The following is a 16,428-nucleotide window of genomic DNA, read 5'->3' as shown; positions in this document are numbered from 1 at the left end:
CGCGTGGGGTGCCTCGTCGCCGGTGGGCCCGCAGCGCACTGGCCACGACGACCGCAGCGCACCAGCCACGAAGACCGCCGCCCTGGTCGCGGTCCGGCGCGAGCCTCGGGCGCACCCGCACACGAAGGATGGCGCAGCTCGCCCTTGACCGTCGTCCGCGTCCCACCCCACGGTCGCCTCACCCAGCTGGCCCCGTCGTCCACGCCGAGTGACACTCGCCATACCTGACGCCGGACCGTGCCGCAGTGTCACCGCGCCCACTACCGTCCAGTAACACGGTTCCTCAGGGAGCCGCCGAGCGCCACCACCCTGCCCCTCCGGCCGTGCACCGAGAGCGGAGACACACGATGGCCACCACCCCCGCATCACCTGCTGAACCGCGGCGGAGCGCCCGCCCCGGGACCGCCCCGATCCTCACCCTGAAGCCCGGTACGTCCTGGCAGGACGCCTGGCAGCGCAGTCTGGCCGCGGCCCCCGAGGCGTTCCGCGACGACCAGGCCCTCAACCTCTGGGGCGCCGCCTGGCATCCGGACGGCCACCCGCTGCCCGCCACCAGCCCCGTCGACGGCAGTCCCATCGCCGGCCCGCCCCGGCTCGACGCGGATGCCGCCCTGCACGCCGTACGCGCCTCCCTCGACCAGCACCGGGCCTGGCGCCAGGTCCCGTTGGCCGAGCGCAAGGCCCGGATCTCCGCCACTCTCGACGCGCTGACCGAACACCGCGAACTGCTCGCCCTCCTCCTCGTCTGGGAGATCGGCAAACCCTGGAAGCTCGCGCAGGCAGACGTCGACCGGGCCATCGACGGGGTCAGCTGGTATGTCTCCGAAATCGACCGGATGCTCGCCGACCGCACACCGCTGCCCGGCCCGGTCAGCAACATCGCCAGCTGGAACTACCCGATGTCGGTCCTGATCCACGCGATGCTCGTGCAGGCGCTGGCCGGCAATGCGGTGATCGCCAAGACCCCCACCGACGGTGGTCTGGTCTGTCTCACCCTCGCCTGCGCCCTGGCCGTCCGGGAGGGCGTTCCGGCCACCCTCGTCAGCGGCAGCGGCAAGGAGCTCTCGCCCTCCCTCGTCCGCTCACCGGAAATCGGCTGTGTCTCCTTCGTCGGCGGCCGCGACACCGGTGCCCGGGTCGCCACCGCCGTCGCCGACCTCGGCAAACGCCACATCCTCGAACAAGAGGGCCTCAACACCTGGGGCATCTGGAACTTCACGGACTGGCCGACCCTGACGCCGCTGCTCCGCAAGACCTTCGACTACGCCAAGCAGCGCTGCACCGCCTACCCCCGCTTCGTCGTCCAGCGCGAGGCCTTCGCCGACTTCCTCACCGCCTACCTCCCGGCCGTCCGCAGCGTCCGCTTCGGCCACCCCCTGGCCGTGGCCGACCCCGCCGATCCGCTCCCCGAACTCGACTTCGGCCCGCTGATCAACGCCGCCAAGGCCAAGGAACTCGCCGACCTCACCACCGAGGCGATCTCCCGGGGCGCCGTCCCCCTGCACCGCGGCAGCCTGGCGGACGGACACTTCCTGCCCTCCCAGGACACCTCGGCCTACCTCCCGCCGACCACCCTCCTGGCCCCGCCCCCGTCCTCCCCGCTCCACCACGCCGAGCCCTTCGGCCCCGTCGACACCCTCGTCCTCGTCGACACCGAGGCGGAACTCCTCGCCGCCATGAACGCCAGCAACGGTGCCCTGGTCGCCAGCCTCTCCTGCGACGACAAGGAGACCTACGACCGCCTCGCGCCGCAGATCCGCGCCTTCAAGGTCGGCCACGGCAAGCCCCGTTCGCGAGGCGACCGCGATGAGCTCTTCGGCGGCTTCGGCAACTCCTGGAGCGGTGCGTTCGTCGGCGGCGAACTCCTCGTCCGCGCGGTCACCGAAGGCCCCGCGCCCGAACGCCTGCCGGGCAACTTCCCCGACTACCACCTGATGCCGTGAACAGGCACTGAACCGGCGGCACTGGGCATGTCGCCCGTCACCAACGTGCCGGGACAACACACCTAGCCGATCCCCTGCCGGTCGGGGGACGAGGCGAACCGCCGGTCCGGCGCCGCCGGCACCGCACGCTCCACCGCCTGCAACAGGAGCGTGCGGTGCCGCACCAGCGGCTCCCGCCGCGGCTCCGGCGCGAGCAGCAGCAGATCCTCGATCCCGGCCAGCATCCGCCGGGTGACCTGCGGACTGTGCACCGCGGCCGCCCGGATCTCGGTCAGTCCCAGGTCCACCAGATCGGTCCAGCCCGGGACGTTCTGCACCAGCCGCACCGCACTCCGGCGGTCCCGGTGCTGCACCGCCCCGAGCGGCCGCCCCACCACCGCCGCGAGAATCTGCACGATCCGGTCCAGGCACTGCACGGCCGTGGTCGGATCGTTCACCGCCGGCGACAGCGCACGCAGCGCGATGTCCGACAACTGCCGCAGCCCGAGGCCGAGATCCTGGTGAAAGGTGCGCTCCACCCCCACCGACACCGTGCGCCGCAACGCCCACCGGGGCGGCACCGTCCCGCCGTGCACCGCCAGCACCGGCGTCCCCGGCAGCACAAAATCGCCGATCCGCGGAATCAACCGCAGTACGACCCCCTGCCGCCGCGCCACCCGCACCAGCCGCGCCACATGCACATCCAGCACCACCCCGGCCCGGCCCGTGTGCGCGACGCGGCCCGTCTCGGGCGCCAGGGAGGCCCCGTGCTCCGCGCCCTCCCCGCCGGTGCCCTGCCGCGCCAGCATCCGCAGCGTCTCCCGGGTGATCCGGTCGACCACCGGGCCCACCTGCATCAGCCGCAGCGTGGCCGACACATACGCGATGAACAGCACCAGGCTGAGTCCGACCAGGACCATCGTGAGCAGGTTCTGCACCACGGGCACCGAGGTGACCTGGCGGACATCGGTCTCACTCTCGTACGAGGTGAGCACCAGCAGCGAGAACAGAAAGGTCGCCAGGAAGACCGTGAGCGTGATCTTGCTGATCCGGCTCCGGATGAAGATCCGCACCACCCGCGGGGTGAGCTGACCGCTGGCCATCTGCACCGCGACCAGCGAAATGCTGAAGACCACACCGATGAAGGTCATCATCGCCGAGCTGATGGTCGTCACGATCGTCCTGGTGTCCTCGGCGATCGACACCAGTTCCCGGACCGCCGCGTACGCCTTCTCCCGCTGTAGCAGCGCGACGATCTCCAGATCGAGCCTCGACGCCCCCCACCACAGCAGCACCGCACACACCAGCCCCGCCGACGGCGCGAACCAGAAGGTGTCCCGCAGATGCTCCCGCAGCGGCGAAAGCGCACGTGGCCTGCGTGGACCACTGATATGCACGACATGTCCCTGATTGCCCATAAATCGAGGTTATGTGGGCGACTGATATGCAGGTGAAGGGCACTCCGAAAGCTTGGTATTGTTGTCCATGTCGCCGCGGGGAACGCCCCGTGACGATCACACCTAGTCCGGGTGGCGGAATGGCAGACGCGCTAGCTTGAGGTGCTAGTGCCCTTTATCGGGCGTGGGGGTTCAAGTCCCCCCTCGGACACCAGCGAAACCCCTGCTGAGCAGGGGTTTTCTGCATTTCTGGGGCGGCGGGGCAAGAGGTGTCCAAATTGCCTGTTCCATCCCCTTTGTTTGGGAGTATCCTGAAGACCGGCCTACGGGGCGAGCGAGGGAGTTCGACCGGACTGGCCTCGGGGAAGGGAGCTCTGGCTCTCGCCGAGGACAAGAGGAAAGGTCGGGCTGAGAGGCCGAAAGGTCGTAAGACCGGACGGCGACCCCCAAGCACCTGATCCGGACAATGCCGGCGAAGGGAGCCCACCTCGTAGGTCTTTTGTGCGCGCCGGCTCATTCGCTCCGCATCATGTCCGCGCACTTCTCCCCGATCATCATCGTCGTGATGCACGGATTCACGGCCGGCAGGAACGGCATCACCGAACCGTCGGCCACCCGCAGACCCGTGACGCCCTTGACGCGCAGGTGGGGGTCGAGCGGCGTGGCCTGATCGTCGGCGGCGCCCATCCGGACCGTGCAGGCGGGGTGGTAGACGGTGTTGTGCGTGGTGCGGATGTAGTCGAGCAGCTCGGTGTCGGAGCGGGCGGAGGGGCCGGGGGCGAGCTCGGTGCCGGCCCAGTCGGCCATGGGGGACCGGGAGATGATCTCGCGGGCGAGGCGGAGGCCGTGGATCATGACGCGCTGATCGTGTTCGTCGGTGAAGTAGCGCGGGTCGACCTTGGGCTTGTCACGGAAGTCGCGGGTGCGCAGACGCACGGTGCCCAGGGAGCGGGCGCGGGTGACGTTCGGGGTGAGACAGAAGGCGTTCTCCGAGGTGGGGTAGCCGCGGCGGTAGGTGTTCATGTCGAAGGGCACCTGGCCGTAGTGGAACATCAGGTCCGGGCGGTCCAGGCCCGGCTCGGTGTCGGCGAAGATGCCGATCTCCCACCACTGGGTGGAGGAGCGGACCATGCGCTGCTTGGCGTCCCACATGATCACGCCCTCCGGGTGGTCCTGGAGGGAGGAGCCGACACCGGGGGAGTCGACGATCGGTTCGATGCCGGTGGCGCGCAGATGGGTGGCCGGGCCGATACCGGAGAGCATGAGGAGCTTCGGGGAGTCGATGGAGCCGCAGGAGACGACGGTCTCGCGGCGGGCGTTGACGGTGCGGGTGTGGATCAGGTCGGGGGCGAGGTAGTCCACGCCGGTGCAGTGCCGTGCGGAGTCGAAGTTCAGACGCCTGGCCTGGAGTCCGGTGCGTACCTCCAGGTTCTTGCGGGTGCCCATCACGGGGTGGAGGTAGGACACCGAGGCGGAGGAACGGGTGCCGTCGGGGCGGCAGTTGATCTGGAACCAGTTCGCACCCCGGATGACGGTCCGGCCGGTGTTGAAGGGGGTGGTCGGGATGTCGGCCGCCGCGCAGGCCTCCAGGAGGGCCACCCCGCACGGGTCGTGGGGCGGGACGGTGCGCAGGACGACCGGGCCGTTGCGGCCGTGGTGGTCGCCGGGGCCGTCGTTGCTCTCCAGCCGCTGGAGGAGCGGGAAGCAGTCGGCCGCGCTCCAGCCCGAACAGCCCATCGCGGCCCACTCGTCGAGATCCTCGGCCGGGGGCCAGAAGGCGATACACGAGTTGTGCGAGGAGCAGCCGCCCAGCACCTTGGCGCGGGCGTGCCGCAGGAAGCTGTTGCCGTTCTCCTGCGGTTCGACCGGGTAGTCCCAGTCGTAGCCGGACTCCAGCAGCCCCATCCAGCGGTCCAGGCGCAGGACGTTCTCGTCGCCGACGTCGGAGGGGCCGGCCTCCAGCAGGCAGACGGTGACCGCCGGATCCTCGCTGAGCCGGGCGGCCACGACGGCGCCGGCCGTGCCGCCGCCGACCACGACATAGTCGAACTCGTCCACAGGTGCCTCTTGGGACATCGTGCCGTCTCCAGATCAGGGGGTGGGGTTGCCGGCGTCGCCCGAGGTGCCGCGGTCCGCTTGGACGGCGGCATGCATGGCGAGGACGCCCGTGCGCTTGCGCTGGACGAACCAGTAGTAGGCGAAACCGCCGATCGCCACGACGCCGATGAACAAGAAGGCGCCCCAGCGCAGATACCAGTGCTGCGGGCCGGTCGCGTTGTAGACCGCGGCGCGCGGCCAGGCGAGGTTGAGGGACATCGCGATGCCCCAGAGCACCGCCAGGATGTTGACCGGAAGGCCGAACCTGCCGAGGGAGAACTTGCCCTTGGCCGGGGTCCAGTTGCCCCGCAGCCGCTGGAACAGCATCGGCAGGGTGACCGACAGATATGCCAGATAGATCATGATGATCGCGATGCTGGTGATCACCGAGAAGATCTGCGGCTGGTTGACGTTGATGACGAGGATGCCGACCGCCACCAGCCCGATGACGACGGCCGGCAGCACCGGTGTCTGGAAGCGCGGGCTGACCTTGGCGAGCAGGGAGGCCGCCGGGAGGTTGTTGTCCCGGGCCATCGCGAACGCCAGCCGGATACCGGCGGTGTGCACCGCCAGTTCGCACACGGTGATCGCGATGACCACACACCAGAGCACGATCTGGCCCACGGTCGAGCCGAGCGTGGAGAGCACCACGTACTGCAGCCCGTCCACCTTCAGCTGCTCGGCCTGCAGATCGGGCACCGAGAGCAGGGCGAAGAGCAGGATCAGACCGCCGATGAGGAAGGACGCGACCAGCGCCCGCAGGATCGCGCGGGGGGCGTTGCGGCCGGGGTCCTTGGACTCCTCACCGAGTGACGAGGCCGTGTCGAAGCCGTACATGACGTAGGCCGAGGCCAGTGATGCGGTCAGGAACGCGCCGAAGTAGCCGAGGCTCTCGCCCTTGCCCAGACCGAAGGTGTCGGTCACCACGTCGGGGCCACGGGTGACATGCGCGGCGAGCAGCAGGATCAGGACGATGGCGGCGATCAGCTCGATGGCCACGCCCGCGGAGTTGATCCGCGCCATGAGCTTGACGCCGAAGGCGTTGACCAGGGTGGTGAAGGTGATCAGCACGGTGCCGAGGAGTACGGCGTTCTCGGCCGCCGACTTGCCGGTGCCGTCGCCGATGAACTGGAACCACGACGAGATCTGCGGCAGCGTCACCTGGTAGGCCAGCGCCACCGCGGACAGCGAGACCATGGTCGCGGTCACCATCATCCAGCCGCCGAGCCAGCCGATGTGCGGGCCGCCGAGCTTCTTGGCCCAGTTGTAGACCGATCCGGCCACCGGGTAACGGGCGGCCAGCTCACAGAAGCACAGCGCCACCATCAGCTGTCCGGCGAAGACCATCGGCCAGGACCACCAGTACGCCGGTCCGCCATGGGCGATGCCGAAGTAGAACAGCTGGAAGGTGCCGGTGAGGATGGAGATATAGCTGATGCCGGCGGCGAAGGTATGGAAGTTGCCCAGGGTGCGCTTGAGTTCCGGTTTGTAGCCGAGCTCGGCGATCGCGTCGTCGTCGTGCGAACCGTCGGCCCGGGTGCCGGGGCGGGGGGACTCGGGACCGGTCACTCGAACCACCTCTGCGGCCGTGGCGCGGTGTTGCGCCAGACATGCTTGGCCTCCTGGTACTCGGCCAGCCCCGCGGGGCCCAGCTCGCGGCCGACGCCCGACTGCTTCATCCCGCCCCACTCCGCCTGTGGCACATAAGGATGGAAGTCGTTGATCCACACCGTCCCCGCGCGCAGCCGGGCGGCGACCCGGTGGGCACGCTCGCTGTCCTGCGTCCACACCGCCCCGGCCAGCCCGTACACCGTGTCGTTGGCGAGCGAGACCGCCTCGTCCTCGTCACGGAACCGCTCGACGGTCAGCACCGGGCCGAAGCTCTCGTCGCGGACGACGGACATGTCCGGGGTGCACTCGTCCAGCACGGTCGGCAGATAGTAGAAGCCGTTCGCCAGCGACGGATCGTCGGGTGCGGAGCCGCCGCAGAGGAGTACGGCGCCCTCGTCGAGCCCGGCCGCCACATACGCCTCGACCTTCGCGCGGTGCGCGGCCGAGATCAGCGGGCCGGTGCGGGCATGCTCGTCGAACGGCCCGCCGAGCCGGATCCGCTGGGCGCGGGAGACCAGTTCGTCGACGAAGGCATCGTGCAGCTCCTCCTGGACGAGCAGCCGGGCGCCCGCCGAGCAGACCTGTCCGGAGTGCAGGAAGACCGCCATCAGGGCGTAGTCCACGGCGGTGTCGAAGTCGGCGTCCGCGAAGACGATGTTCGGGTTCTTGCCGCCCAGCTCCAGCGCGATCTTCTTCACGGTGGGGGCCGCGGCGGCCATGATGCGCCGCCCGGTGACCAGACCGCCGGTGAACGACACCATGTCCACCCGCGGGTCCTCGGTCAGCAGTGCTCCCACGGCCGGGCCGGTGCCCAGCACCAGATTCGCGGCTCCGTCGGGCAGTCCGGCCTCGGCCAGCAGCCGCATGAGGTGGATGGCGGTGTGCGGGGTCAGCTCACTGGGCTTCAGGACGAAGGTGTTGCCCGTGACCAGACAGGGCGCGACCTTCCAGGCGGTCTGCAGCAGCGGGTAGTTCCACGGGGTGATCAGCGCGCAGACGCCGACCGGCTCGTGGCGTACCGTGCTGTCGATCTCCGTGGCACCGGCGTCCACCACCCGGTCGGTGCCCCCGGCCGCGCCGAGGTTGCCGAAGTGGCGGAAGCAGTTGGCGATGTCGTCCATGTCGTAGCCGCTCTCGACCAGCCGCTTGCCGGTGTCCAGCGACTCGGCCCTGGCCAGCGCGTCCCGGTCGCGTTCCAGCAGCTCGGCGACGCGCAGCAGCAGCCGGCCGCGCTCGGCCGCCGGGGTGCGGGGCCAGGGCCCGTCATCGAAGGCCGTGCGGGCAGCGGAGATCGCCGCCGCGGCTTCCTTCGGCCCGCCCTCGTCCACGGTCGCGACCAGCGTGCCGTCGGCGGGGCAGCGGATCTCGCGCACCTGCCCGTCGGCCGCTGCGGTCCACTGACCGCCGATGAACAGCTCCGGCATGGTGGTGCCTCCGGTCTCCGGGCTCGTACGGGGCGGTCGCGGCGGTCGCGGCCGCCCCGGCCGGCGGTGTCAGGCCGCCGGTCGGCCCGCCGTGCGGACCTCGGTGACGATCACTGCACCGAGAGTAAGACGGGCGGTGCGGCTCCGCACGGTACGAGGGGCCGGGGGAGAGGGGAGCGGCACCGGGTGGGGCCGACGGAGTGACGGGCGCGGGCGGGACGGGAGAATGGACGGATGTGCAGCGAGCTGGGCCGCGCTCGGAAGCCGCGGCGGGACCGGGCGGAGTCGGCCACGGGGCCGCACCCCGTCCCCGACATCGCGGCGTACCTCTCCGGTCGCTGGACCATCGAGCGGACCGTGTACGACCTGCGGACCGGCGCCGAGGGCAGCTTCCGCGGCACCGCCGAGTTCCGGCCCGACGCGGCCGGCGAGGCGCTGCTGCACATCGAGGAGGGGCAGCTGAGGTGGAGCGGAACGGTGGCCCCGGTGAGCCGCACCCTGCGCGTGCGGCCCCGCCCGGACGGCACCGCGGGGATCGACTTCGCCGATGGCCGGCCCTTCCACGACCTCGACCTCAGGACCGGCCGCTGGACCGCCGTCCACCCCTGTGCCGCGGACCGGTACGAGGGGACCTTCACCGCCGTCGGGCCGGACGAATGGCATCTGGAGTGGCGGGTCGGCGGTCCGGCCAAGGACCAGTTGCTGCGCTCGGTGTACCGGCGGCCGGGGTGACCGCGGCCGTGCGCCGCGTACCCACGCCTGTCCGGCATTTGTACGCAGCGCACGGCACCCCCCGGGGACAGGTGTCCCGGGGGGTGCCGGCGTCGGTCAGGAGAGGGGTCAGGCGGCGGGCAGCTTCCCCCGTCCGAAGAGCTTCCGCTCGTCGTGCAGGGCGAACGGCGTGGTTCTCAGATCGGCGATCTGGATGCCGAAGATCTTCAGTTGCAGCATCAGCTGGGTCTTCAGGTCGTAGCCCGCGCTGAGCGCCCACGCCGGGGCACCGCCACCGGTCGCCGCCGCGGCACGTCCGGTGAGGTGGACGGACAGATCGCCGCCGACGCCCGCCGTGTCGTAGAGGAACACCTGGGCCCGCGCCCCGATACGGGCCGTCGCGGAGGCCGCGCCCTCGACCCGCGGCGCCGCGCCCTTCGTCTGCTGCCGGGCTTCGTGCAGCGCCTGCCAGCCGTGGCTGCGGTCGTACTTCGCGCCGACGGCGAACGCACCGGAGGTGCGCTGGTCGGCGTCGACCACGATGCGGCCGTCCGCGGTGAAGCGGTAGGTGAAGGTGACCTCGGTGCTGACCACGACGGGAACCGGGCCCACCCAGAAGACGTGCCGTCCGGTGACCGCGGCGAGCGGCACGGCGACCTCGCCGGTGTCCGCGGTACCCCGCACCTTGCCGTGCACCTGCCAGCCATAGGCGTAGGAGCCGCCGAGGCCGACGGCCGCGCGCTGCGGCAGCAGGTTCAGCCCGCCGCGCTTCTCGTACTGGAAGATCAGCTCGGGCCGGAACGACACCTCGCCGGACAGCCGGGCCGGAGATTTGGCGGTCGCCTGCACGCCCTTGGGCAGCGGCACATTGACGCCCAGCCGCAGGGTGGTGAGCGCCTTCCGCGCCTCGGGCGGCAGCGTATCGCCGGAAGAGCTGGGGGCGGGGTGGGTAGCGGAGGGAGCGAGCTGGGTGCGGACCCCGGAGGAGGCGGACGCCGAGGGGCTCGGGGAGCCGGATGCGGTGGCCTCAGGACTGCCGGACGGAGTGGCCGGATCGCCGGACGGAGTGGCCGGGCCGCCGCTGTCCGAACCGGTGCCGGAAGCGGGCTTCTGCACGGTGACACCCGAGGAGAGCGGCTTGACCGAGACCTCACCGGGCCGCAACGCCGTGCGCTGGTCCACCTTCTGATCCCCGAGCAGCTCCGAGAGCGTGGCGGGGGCGGTGGTCACCCGGACCTTGCCGTCGCGGGAGCCGGTGACCTTGCCGACCTTGAACAGCGCACCCGAAGGGGCGTGCCGGTTGGGCGCGGCGGCGATCACATCCCCGGTCCGTACGGTCTTGCCGGCGGACGGCTTGAGCTCCGCCTGCTTGCGGTGCGCGTCGTACGACGAGAGCTGCACGGAGACCGAATTGCCGGAACGGGTCGGCGCGTCGGACGGCCTGGCGACCGCGGCACCGCCCTCAGGGCCGGAGGCCCGGGCATCGTCCGGCACGGCACCGGGGGCCGTCGGCCCGGTCGCCGGTATGCCGGCCGAGGAGGTGCGCGGTGTGTCGGGGCCCGAGAGCAGAGCGTGGGTGCCGAGGGCAGCGGGGACGAGTACGCCGACCGCGGCGGCGGGCACCGCGATACGACGCCAGGAAACAGCCATGGGATTCCTCGATGGTGCGGGGAGACGGGGAGGAACAGCGGGGCCGCGCACCGAACGCCGGCACGAGTCCGGACGGCTGGGGAAAAGTCGTCCAACATCGAACATCTGTAGGGGTTCGGGCGGCTTCCTCGTAGCATGGCGACGAATGATCGCTTTCGCCATGGGGAAAGACACCGAGTCGGGAGGGGACGGGTGGAGACTTCCACAACGGTGCCGGAATCCGCCGCTGCGCTGCACGCCGGCATCGACGCGCTCACCGATGAGGTCATCGACGGGCTGCGGGCCCAACTCCCCTCCTACGCCGCCGTGCCGGCGGGCCGGCTCCGGCCAAGGGTGATGGCGTCCCTGCGCAACGGCCTCTCGTTGGTGGAGCGCTGGGCCGAGGAGCGGCGGAGCGCGCGGGGCACCGGCCGCGGCGACGGCCCGGCTCACGGCATCCCGGCGACACACCTCGACGAGGTGACGGACCTGGCCCGCTCGTTGCCCGTCGAGGACATCATCTCGGCCTACCGGATCGGGACGGATATCGTCTGGCGGCGGTTCGGTGAGGAGATGACGGCCCGGGGCGGGACCGCCGAGGACCTGCTGCCGATCGCCGAGACGCTGCGCGCCTGGGTCGACGCCAACACCCTGCGGATCGTCCGCAGCTGCCGGGTCGGCCTCCAGGGCGACGACCCCGCGGCGGACCGCCGGCATGCGGACATGGTCCGGGCCCTGCTGCTTGGCGAGGCGCGGTGGGACAAGTCCCTGGCCGGCTTCGGGACATGGGGCGCCGGGTCCGCCGGCGACGGCCCGGCCGACGGGCACCGGACCGAGAGGCACACCGATGACGCGGAGGCCGTGGACGGATCGTACGAGCACAGCGCCCTCCGCCTCCCCTTCCGTGCGCGGCTGCCCGACGCTGCCCCGCCCGGCGACCCGGGTGGCGCCCCCGCCGCCGCGGGCCACGCCGGCCCCGGCGACCGCGCTTTCCACCGGATCGCCGGTCTGCTGCGCCCCTGGCTCGCCCTGGACGAGGCGGGCCGCGCTCTGGTCACGACCGTGGACGGGGATGTGGCGGGACTGCTGGTCGGGCGTCCGGCCGGGCTGTGCCGCAGTCTGATCCTGGGGCTGGGCGCCCCGGCGCCCGGCTCCGGACTCGCCACCGAATTCACCCGGGCCACCCAGGCGCTGCGGGCCGCCGCCGGATTCGGCCTCGTCGGGGCGTTCACCCGCGAGGAGCTGGGGCTGCGGGCCACGGTCGTGGCGCTGCCGGCCGTGGGGGAGCAGCTGGTACGGCTCCGCCTGGCCCCGCTGACCGAACGGGGCGAGGAGGGCGCCCAGTTGGCGGAGGCCGCGGGCGCCTATCTACGGCAGGGGCTGCGGCTGGAGGCTGCCGCACGGACCCTCTACGTCCACCCCAACACCCTGCGCAACCGCCTCCGGCGCTTCGAGGAGATCACCGGCACCAACCTCCGTGACCCGGCCGATCTGGCCGAGGTCTGGTGGGCGCTGACCCATCGTCGGTTCCACGGGCCGACGAGCTGAGCCGCATACCGTGAGCTCCGCCCGGTCCCGGGTGCCCATGGTGCCCCTCGGGACCGGACGGGGTGCCCGCCGACGGCGTCAGTTCTTGACCGCCCGCAGTGCGTACAGCAGCGGAATGATCGGCTCCGACGGCGGAAGGCGCCACCAGCCGTTCTCGCCCGGCACCATCGCCTCGAACCGCTTCCAGGGCAACAGCTCGGTCTCCCGCACCAGTTGGACGGTCAGCCCCGCGCCGGTCACGGCGGAGATGACCTCTCCGAGGCCGTGCCGCCACTCATAACTCGTCGTGGCTCCCTGCACCGGCGGACCATCGGTGTAGGTGCACGGCGTATCGCTCCTGAGGGGACCGCGTCCCCCTAAGTAGTCGTTCCGGAGCCGGAGATCCTGCTGGTCCGGGCCGCCGGCCGGCCCCAGGGAGTCCAGCAGCGGATGGAACTCGACCAGATAGAAGGTCCCGCCGGGCCGGAGCAGTGAGCTGACGATCCCCGCCCAGGCGGTCAGATCCGGCAGGTAGCACAGCGCCCCCTTGCCGGTGTAGACCACGTCGAACCGCCGTGCGCCGAGCGCCTCCGGGGCCCGGTGCACATCCGCCTGGACGAACTCCATGGTCCGGCCGGCCTCCTCGGCGAGCCGCCGTGCCTCCGCGACCGCCGCCGCGGAGAAGTCGAGCCCCACCGTGTGCGCCGCGCCCCGTTCGGCGAACGCGGCCGTCTCGGTGCCCAGATGGCACTGCAGATGCAGCACGTCCCGCCCGGTCAGCTCGCCGAGATCGGCCCACTCGAACGGCGCGAACCAGTCCTCGGCGGTGCGGGAGCCGTCCAGTCCGTAGAACTCGCTGGCCACATGAACCGGGGTACGGGCGTCCCAGTTCGCCTGGTTGGCCAGGACCATCTCCCCGGCGGTGGGCGGGTTTCCCGGAAGGGGCGTCAGTTCACTCTTGTTCATGGTCATCCGTCCCTCCTACCCACCGGGCCGGGAGCCCACCAGTAGGGACGGCTGGACGACGGGCGCCCCTACCCCTCCGCGGCCGGTGTCGTCCACACCTCCCCGTCGAGGACATTGCGCATCCCCACCCACACCATGTTCATCAGCCGCAAGGTAATCCGCTCCGGGGGCTCGTCGGGATGCAGCACCATCCAGTCGGTGAGCGAGTCCGCCGCCCCGACCAGGGTGTACGCCACGAAGTCGGCCTCGTCGTCGGGGCGGGCGGGACCGGCGCTCTCCGCGCTGCAGGTCCGGACCAGTCCGGCGACCTCGGTCAGCACCGCCCGCCGGGTCTGCGCCAGCTCCGCCGCTATTGCCGGGCTCAGCTCCGCCGCCTGGCGGTGCAGCACCACCCAGCTGTCCGGGTGTTCGGTGACAAAGGTGAAGAACGTCAGCAGCCCCGCCCGCAGCCGCAGTTCGGGGGAGGGCGCGGGGCCCGCGGCGGCCCGGAACGCGGCCACCAGGCGCTCGGCCTCACGGCGCAGACAGGCGAGGAACAGTCCTTCCTTGGAGTCGAGGTAGAGATAGACCATCGGCTTGGAAATTCCGGCGAGTTCAGCGATCTCGTCGACCGAGGAGGCGTGGTAGCCGCGCTTGGCGAAGACCCCGATCGCCGCGTCGATGATCAGCTGCTCCCGGACCGGCCGGGGAATGCGTCGCCTGCGTGTATCGCTCATTCGTGCCAGCCTACCCCAGCCTTACTGTCGAGTAAGTTTACTGCGAAGTAAGGTGGCTGGGAGGGGGCGCTGCTCGCCGGTGCCGCCATCGACAGGTGTAAAGCGGGGTGACGGTGGTAGGCGTTCCCACGCAACGCTCCATTCTGCAACGGCAGTTGTCCGGGTGGCTGCCGAGGTGGACCGGATGCGGCAGGGCCCGGGTGTGTTCCTGGGCCGGGCCCGGACCGCACGGGGGGCGTGCCCGGCGTCGGGTGTCGCCGGCAAGGAACGGGCCGCCGCCCGTGAGTGGCGTGGTGGCGGCCCGTACCCCCGCCCGCGTCGGCCGTCATCTCTTTCCGCGCCTCGCCCGTGTGATGACACACCGTCACCTCACAACTGGGCACAAGGAACACAGTCGCTCGTCTGCAACAACCGCCGTCCGCTAGGTATGTTGGGGACTGCGGGGCGTGGTCGTACAATCACGCAACGATCGGCCGCTGCCCCCTGGCTGATGGCTGCCGAAGCGACGGGAAAGTGTGGAATGAGCCAAGAAACGCGACCGCAGTCCAGCGCCGTCGACGTCAGCATCCCGAGTGTGGCGCGGATGTACGACTACTACCTCGGCGGCAAGGACAACTACGCCGTCGACCGCGAGGCCTGCGAAGAGCTGAGCAAGGTCGTACCGAGCACCCAGGTGCTGGCGATCAACAACCGGCGTTTTCTGCAGCGGGTGGTCCGCTGGCTGGCTCGTGAACACGGCATCCGGCAGTTCATCGACCATGGGTCAGGCCTGCCGACCCAGGACAACGTCCACCAGGTCGCCCAGCAGGTCGACCCGGAGTCCCGCGTGGTGTACGTCGACAATGACCCCATCGTGCTGGCGCACGGCCGTGCCCTGCTGGAGGAGAACGCCAACACCGCCGTCATCCAGGCGGACATGCGGGACACCGGCGGCATCTTCGGCAGCCCGGAGGTCGAGCGGCTGATCGACTTCGACCGGCCCGTCGCCGCGCTGTTCGTCTCCGTGCTCCACTGCATACCGGACGCCGACGACCCGGCCGGTCTGATCAAGCGGGTCGCCGACCGGCTGGCACCCGGCAGCTTCCTGGTGGTGTGCCAGCTGGTCAGTGAGGACACCGCGACCCGCGACTTCGTCACCGAATTCATGCGGGTCAGCACCCACGGCCAGTGGGGCCGGGTGCGGCAGGCCCATGAACTGGCCGGGTTCCTGGAAGGACTGGAGGTCCAGGAACCGGGCCTGGTGGAGGTCTCCACCTGGAAGCCGGACGCGGACATCGGCCCCAAGCAGCTCACCCAGGAATGGATCGAGTACGGCGGCGTCGCCCGCAAGCCGTAGCGCGGACACCCCGCGATGCGGGAGCGGGGCGGGGCACCCCCGTGGATGCCCCGCCCCGCTCCGCCGCAACCGTGCGGATCAGCTGTCCTGTTTGAGCAGCCGCTCCAGGATCGCCACGGATTCCCGCGGCGACTCGGACTGTGCGCTGAGCCGGTCCATCACCGCGAGGTAATGATCCACATCATCGCGCTTGTCCAGGTAGAGCGCGCTGGTCAGCTGTTCCAGATAGACGATGTCGGGCAGATCCGGCTCCAGGAACCGCAGGATCGTGATCGGACCACCGGCCGCCGCCAGCCCACCGAGGCTGAACGGCGCGATCTGCAGGGTGACATTCGGCAGCTCGGTCATCTTCAGCAGATGCCTGAGCTGGCCGGCCATCACTTCCGGCCCGCCGAGCGGGCGGCGCAGTGACGCCTCGTCGATCACCGCCCACACCCGGGGCGCGTCCGGGACGGCCAGCAGCTCCTGACGCTTCACCCGCAGCTGCACCCGGCGCTCGATCTCCTCGGGCGAGGACCGCGGATGGCCGAGCTGCGCGACCGCACGGGCATAGTCCGGGGTCTGCAACAGGCCCGGCACGAACTGGACTTCGTACGTGCGGATCACCGAGGCGGCCTCTTCGAGGCCGATATGTGTCTCGAACCAGCCGGGCAGCACATCGCCGTACTGATGCCACCAACCGGGGCTGCTGGTCCGGCGGGCCAGCTTGAGGAAGTCGGCGCGGACCGCCTCGTCCGTGACGTGGTAGAGCGTCAGCAGATCCGCGACATCCCGCTCCTTGCAGCTCACCCGGCCGAGCTCCAGGCGGCTGATCTTGGCGTGCGAGCCGCGGATGGCGTCCCCGGCGGCCTCCCGGGTGATGCCCGCGCCCTCCCGCAGCCGGCGGAGCTGGGTGCCCAGCACGATGCGCAGGACGGTCGGGCCGCCCCGCGGGTGGTCGAGATAGCGGCGCAGGGACGGACCGCTGCTCGGCTGCGCGGCACTCATGCCGGAACCTCGCTTCGATGGGCCTCGCACGGGCGAGGCGCGCGCCTTTCGATGGCTCTCCCCCCACCTTCGGCCGGGGGGACTCCCCTGCGGCGCTCGCTCATG

12 protein-coding genes, 1 tRNA gene and 1 riboswitch are annotated in these 16,428 nt (G+C 71.0%); of the genes, 5 read left to right on the top strand and 8 right to left on the bottom strand.

Annotated elements, in window-relative coordinates:
• Window positions 1-347 precede the first annotated feature (347 nt).
• Window positions 348-1,943, top strand: a complete 1,596-nt coding sequence (locus AB0C46_RS08465; RefSeq protein ID WP_362826745.1) for an aldehyde dehydrogenase family protein — start codon at window positions 348-350, stop codon at window positions 1,941-1,943.
• 62 nt (window positions 1,944-2,005) lie between these two features.
• On the opposite strand, the gene AB0C46_RS08460 is transcribed toward AB0C46_RS08465, so the two are convergent.
• Window positions 2,006-3,319 (bottom strand): DUF2254 domain-containing protein, encoded by a 1,314-nt coding sequence (locus tag AB0C46_RS08460; RefSeq protein WP_362827013.1) that lies wholly within the window; start codon window positions 3,317-3,319, stop codon window positions 2,006-2,008.
• Window positions 3,320-3,445: 126 nt separating this feature from the next.
• On the opposite strand from AB0C46_RS08460, the gene AB0C46_RS08455 reads away from it, so the two are divergent.
• Window positions 3,446-3,533: transfer RNA gene (locus AB0C46_RS08455), tRNA-Leu, on the top strand.
• Window positions 3,534-3,674: 141 nt separating this feature from the next.
• A riboswitch (TPP riboswitch) is annotated at window positions 3,675-3,817 on the top strand.
• A 15-nt stretch (window positions 3,818-3,832) separates the two neighbouring features.
• Here AB0C46_RS08455 and AB0C46_RS08450 read toward each other — a convergent pair.
• Genes AB0C46_RS08450 through AB0C46_RS08440 form a run of 3 tightly spaced genes read right to left on the bottom strand, consistent with a single transcriptional unit; the run spans window position 3,833 to window position 8,451 of the window.
• The gene (locus AB0C46_RS08450) at window positions 3,833-5,395 is read right to left on the bottom strand and encodes a GMC oxidoreductase (RefSeq protein ID WP_362826744.1); all 1,563 of its coding nucleotides are present in this window, start codon (window positions 5,393-5,395) and stop codon (window positions 3,833-3,835) included.
• Window positions 5,396-5,410: 15 nt separating this feature from the next.
• A complete protein-coding gene (locus tag AB0C46_RS08445; protein ID WP_362826742.1) occupies window positions 5,411-6,985 on the bottom strand; it encodes an amino acid permease in 1,575 nt (524 codons plus the stop codon).
• Entirely contained in the window at window positions 6,982-8,451 is a 1,470-nt protein-coding gene (locus AB0C46_RS08440) for an aldehyde dehydrogenase family protein (RefSeq protein WP_362826740.1), read from the bottom strand. Before AB0C46_RS08440 ends, AB0C46_RS08445 begins: the two co-directional genes overlap by 4 nt.
• A 234-nt stretch (window positions 8,452-8,685) precedes the next feature.
• On the opposite strand from AB0C46_RS08440, the gene AB0C46_RS08435 reads away from it, so the two are divergent.
• A complete protein-coding gene (locus AB0C46_RS08435; RefSeq protein WP_362826738.1) occupies window positions 8,686-9,183 on the top strand; it encodes a DUF6314 family protein in 498 nt (165 codons plus the stop codon).
• Window positions 9,184-9,291: 108 nt separating this feature from the next.
• On the opposite strand, the gene AB0C46_RS08430 is transcribed toward AB0C46_RS08435, so the two are convergent.
• Window positions 9,292-10,812, bottom strand: coding sequence for a hypothetical protein (locus AB0C46_RS08430; RefSeq protein ID WP_362826737.1), 1,521 nt, complete (start codon window positions 10,810-10,812; stop codon window positions 9,292-9,294).
• Window positions 10,813-11,004: 192 nt separating this feature from the next.
• On the opposite strand from AB0C46_RS08430, the gene AB0C46_RS08425 reads away from it, so the two are divergent.
• Window positions 11,005-12,339, top strand: a complete 1,335-nt coding sequence (locus AB0C46_RS08425; RefSeq protein WP_362826735.1) for a helix-turn-helix domain-containing protein — start codon at window positions 11,005-11,007, stop codon at window positions 12,337-12,339.
• Window positions 12,340-12,417: 78 nt separating this feature from the next.
• Here AB0C46_RS08425 and AB0C46_RS08420 read toward each other — a convergent pair whose 3' ends face one another.
• Window positions 12,418-13,290: a class I SAM-dependent methyltransferase gene (locus AB0C46_RS08420; RefSeq protein WP_362826733.1), complete on the bottom strand. Its 873-nt coding sequence runs from the start codon at window positions 13,288-13,290 to the stop codon at window positions 12,418-12,420.
• Between the two features lie 62 nt (window positions 13,291-13,352).
• Window positions 13,353-14,000: a TetR/AcrR family transcriptional regulator gene (locus AB0C46_RS08415; RefSeq protein ID WP_362826731.1), complete on the bottom strand. Its 648-nt coding sequence runs from the start codon at window positions 13,998-14,000 to the stop codon at window positions 13,353-13,355.
• A 520-nt stretch (window positions 14,001-14,520) separates the two neighbouring features.
• Between AB0C46_RS08415 and AB0C46_RS08410 the strand changes: the two genes are divergently transcribed.
• Window positions 14,521-15,336 carry an SAM-dependent methyltransferase gene (locus tag AB0C46_RS08410; RefSeq protein WP_362826729.1) on the top strand — a complete coding sequence of 272 codons (816 nt, stop codon included), beginning with the start codon at window positions 14,521-14,523 and terminating at the stop codon, window positions 15,334-15,336.
• Window positions 15,337-15,414: 78 nt separating this feature from the next.
• Here the strand turns inward: AB0C46_RS08410 and AB0C46_RS08405 are convergent, their stop codons facing one another.
• Window positions 15,415-16,323, bottom strand: a complete 909-nt coding sequence (locus tag AB0C46_RS08405; RefSeq protein WP_362826727.1) for a helix-turn-helix transcriptional regulator — start codon at window positions 16,321-16,323, stop codon at window positions 15,415-15,417.
• Window positions 16,324-16,428 lie beyond the last annotated feature (105 nt).

It is taken from the genome of Streptomyces sp. NPDC048637, assembly GCF_040650675.1.
Taxonomy (GTDB): domain Bacteria; phylum Actinomycetota; class Actinomycetes; order Streptomycetales; family Streptomycetaceae; genus Streptomyces.
Note: the sequence above shows the minus strand (reverse complement) of the source record. Positions and strands in the feature narration are given on the sequence as shown.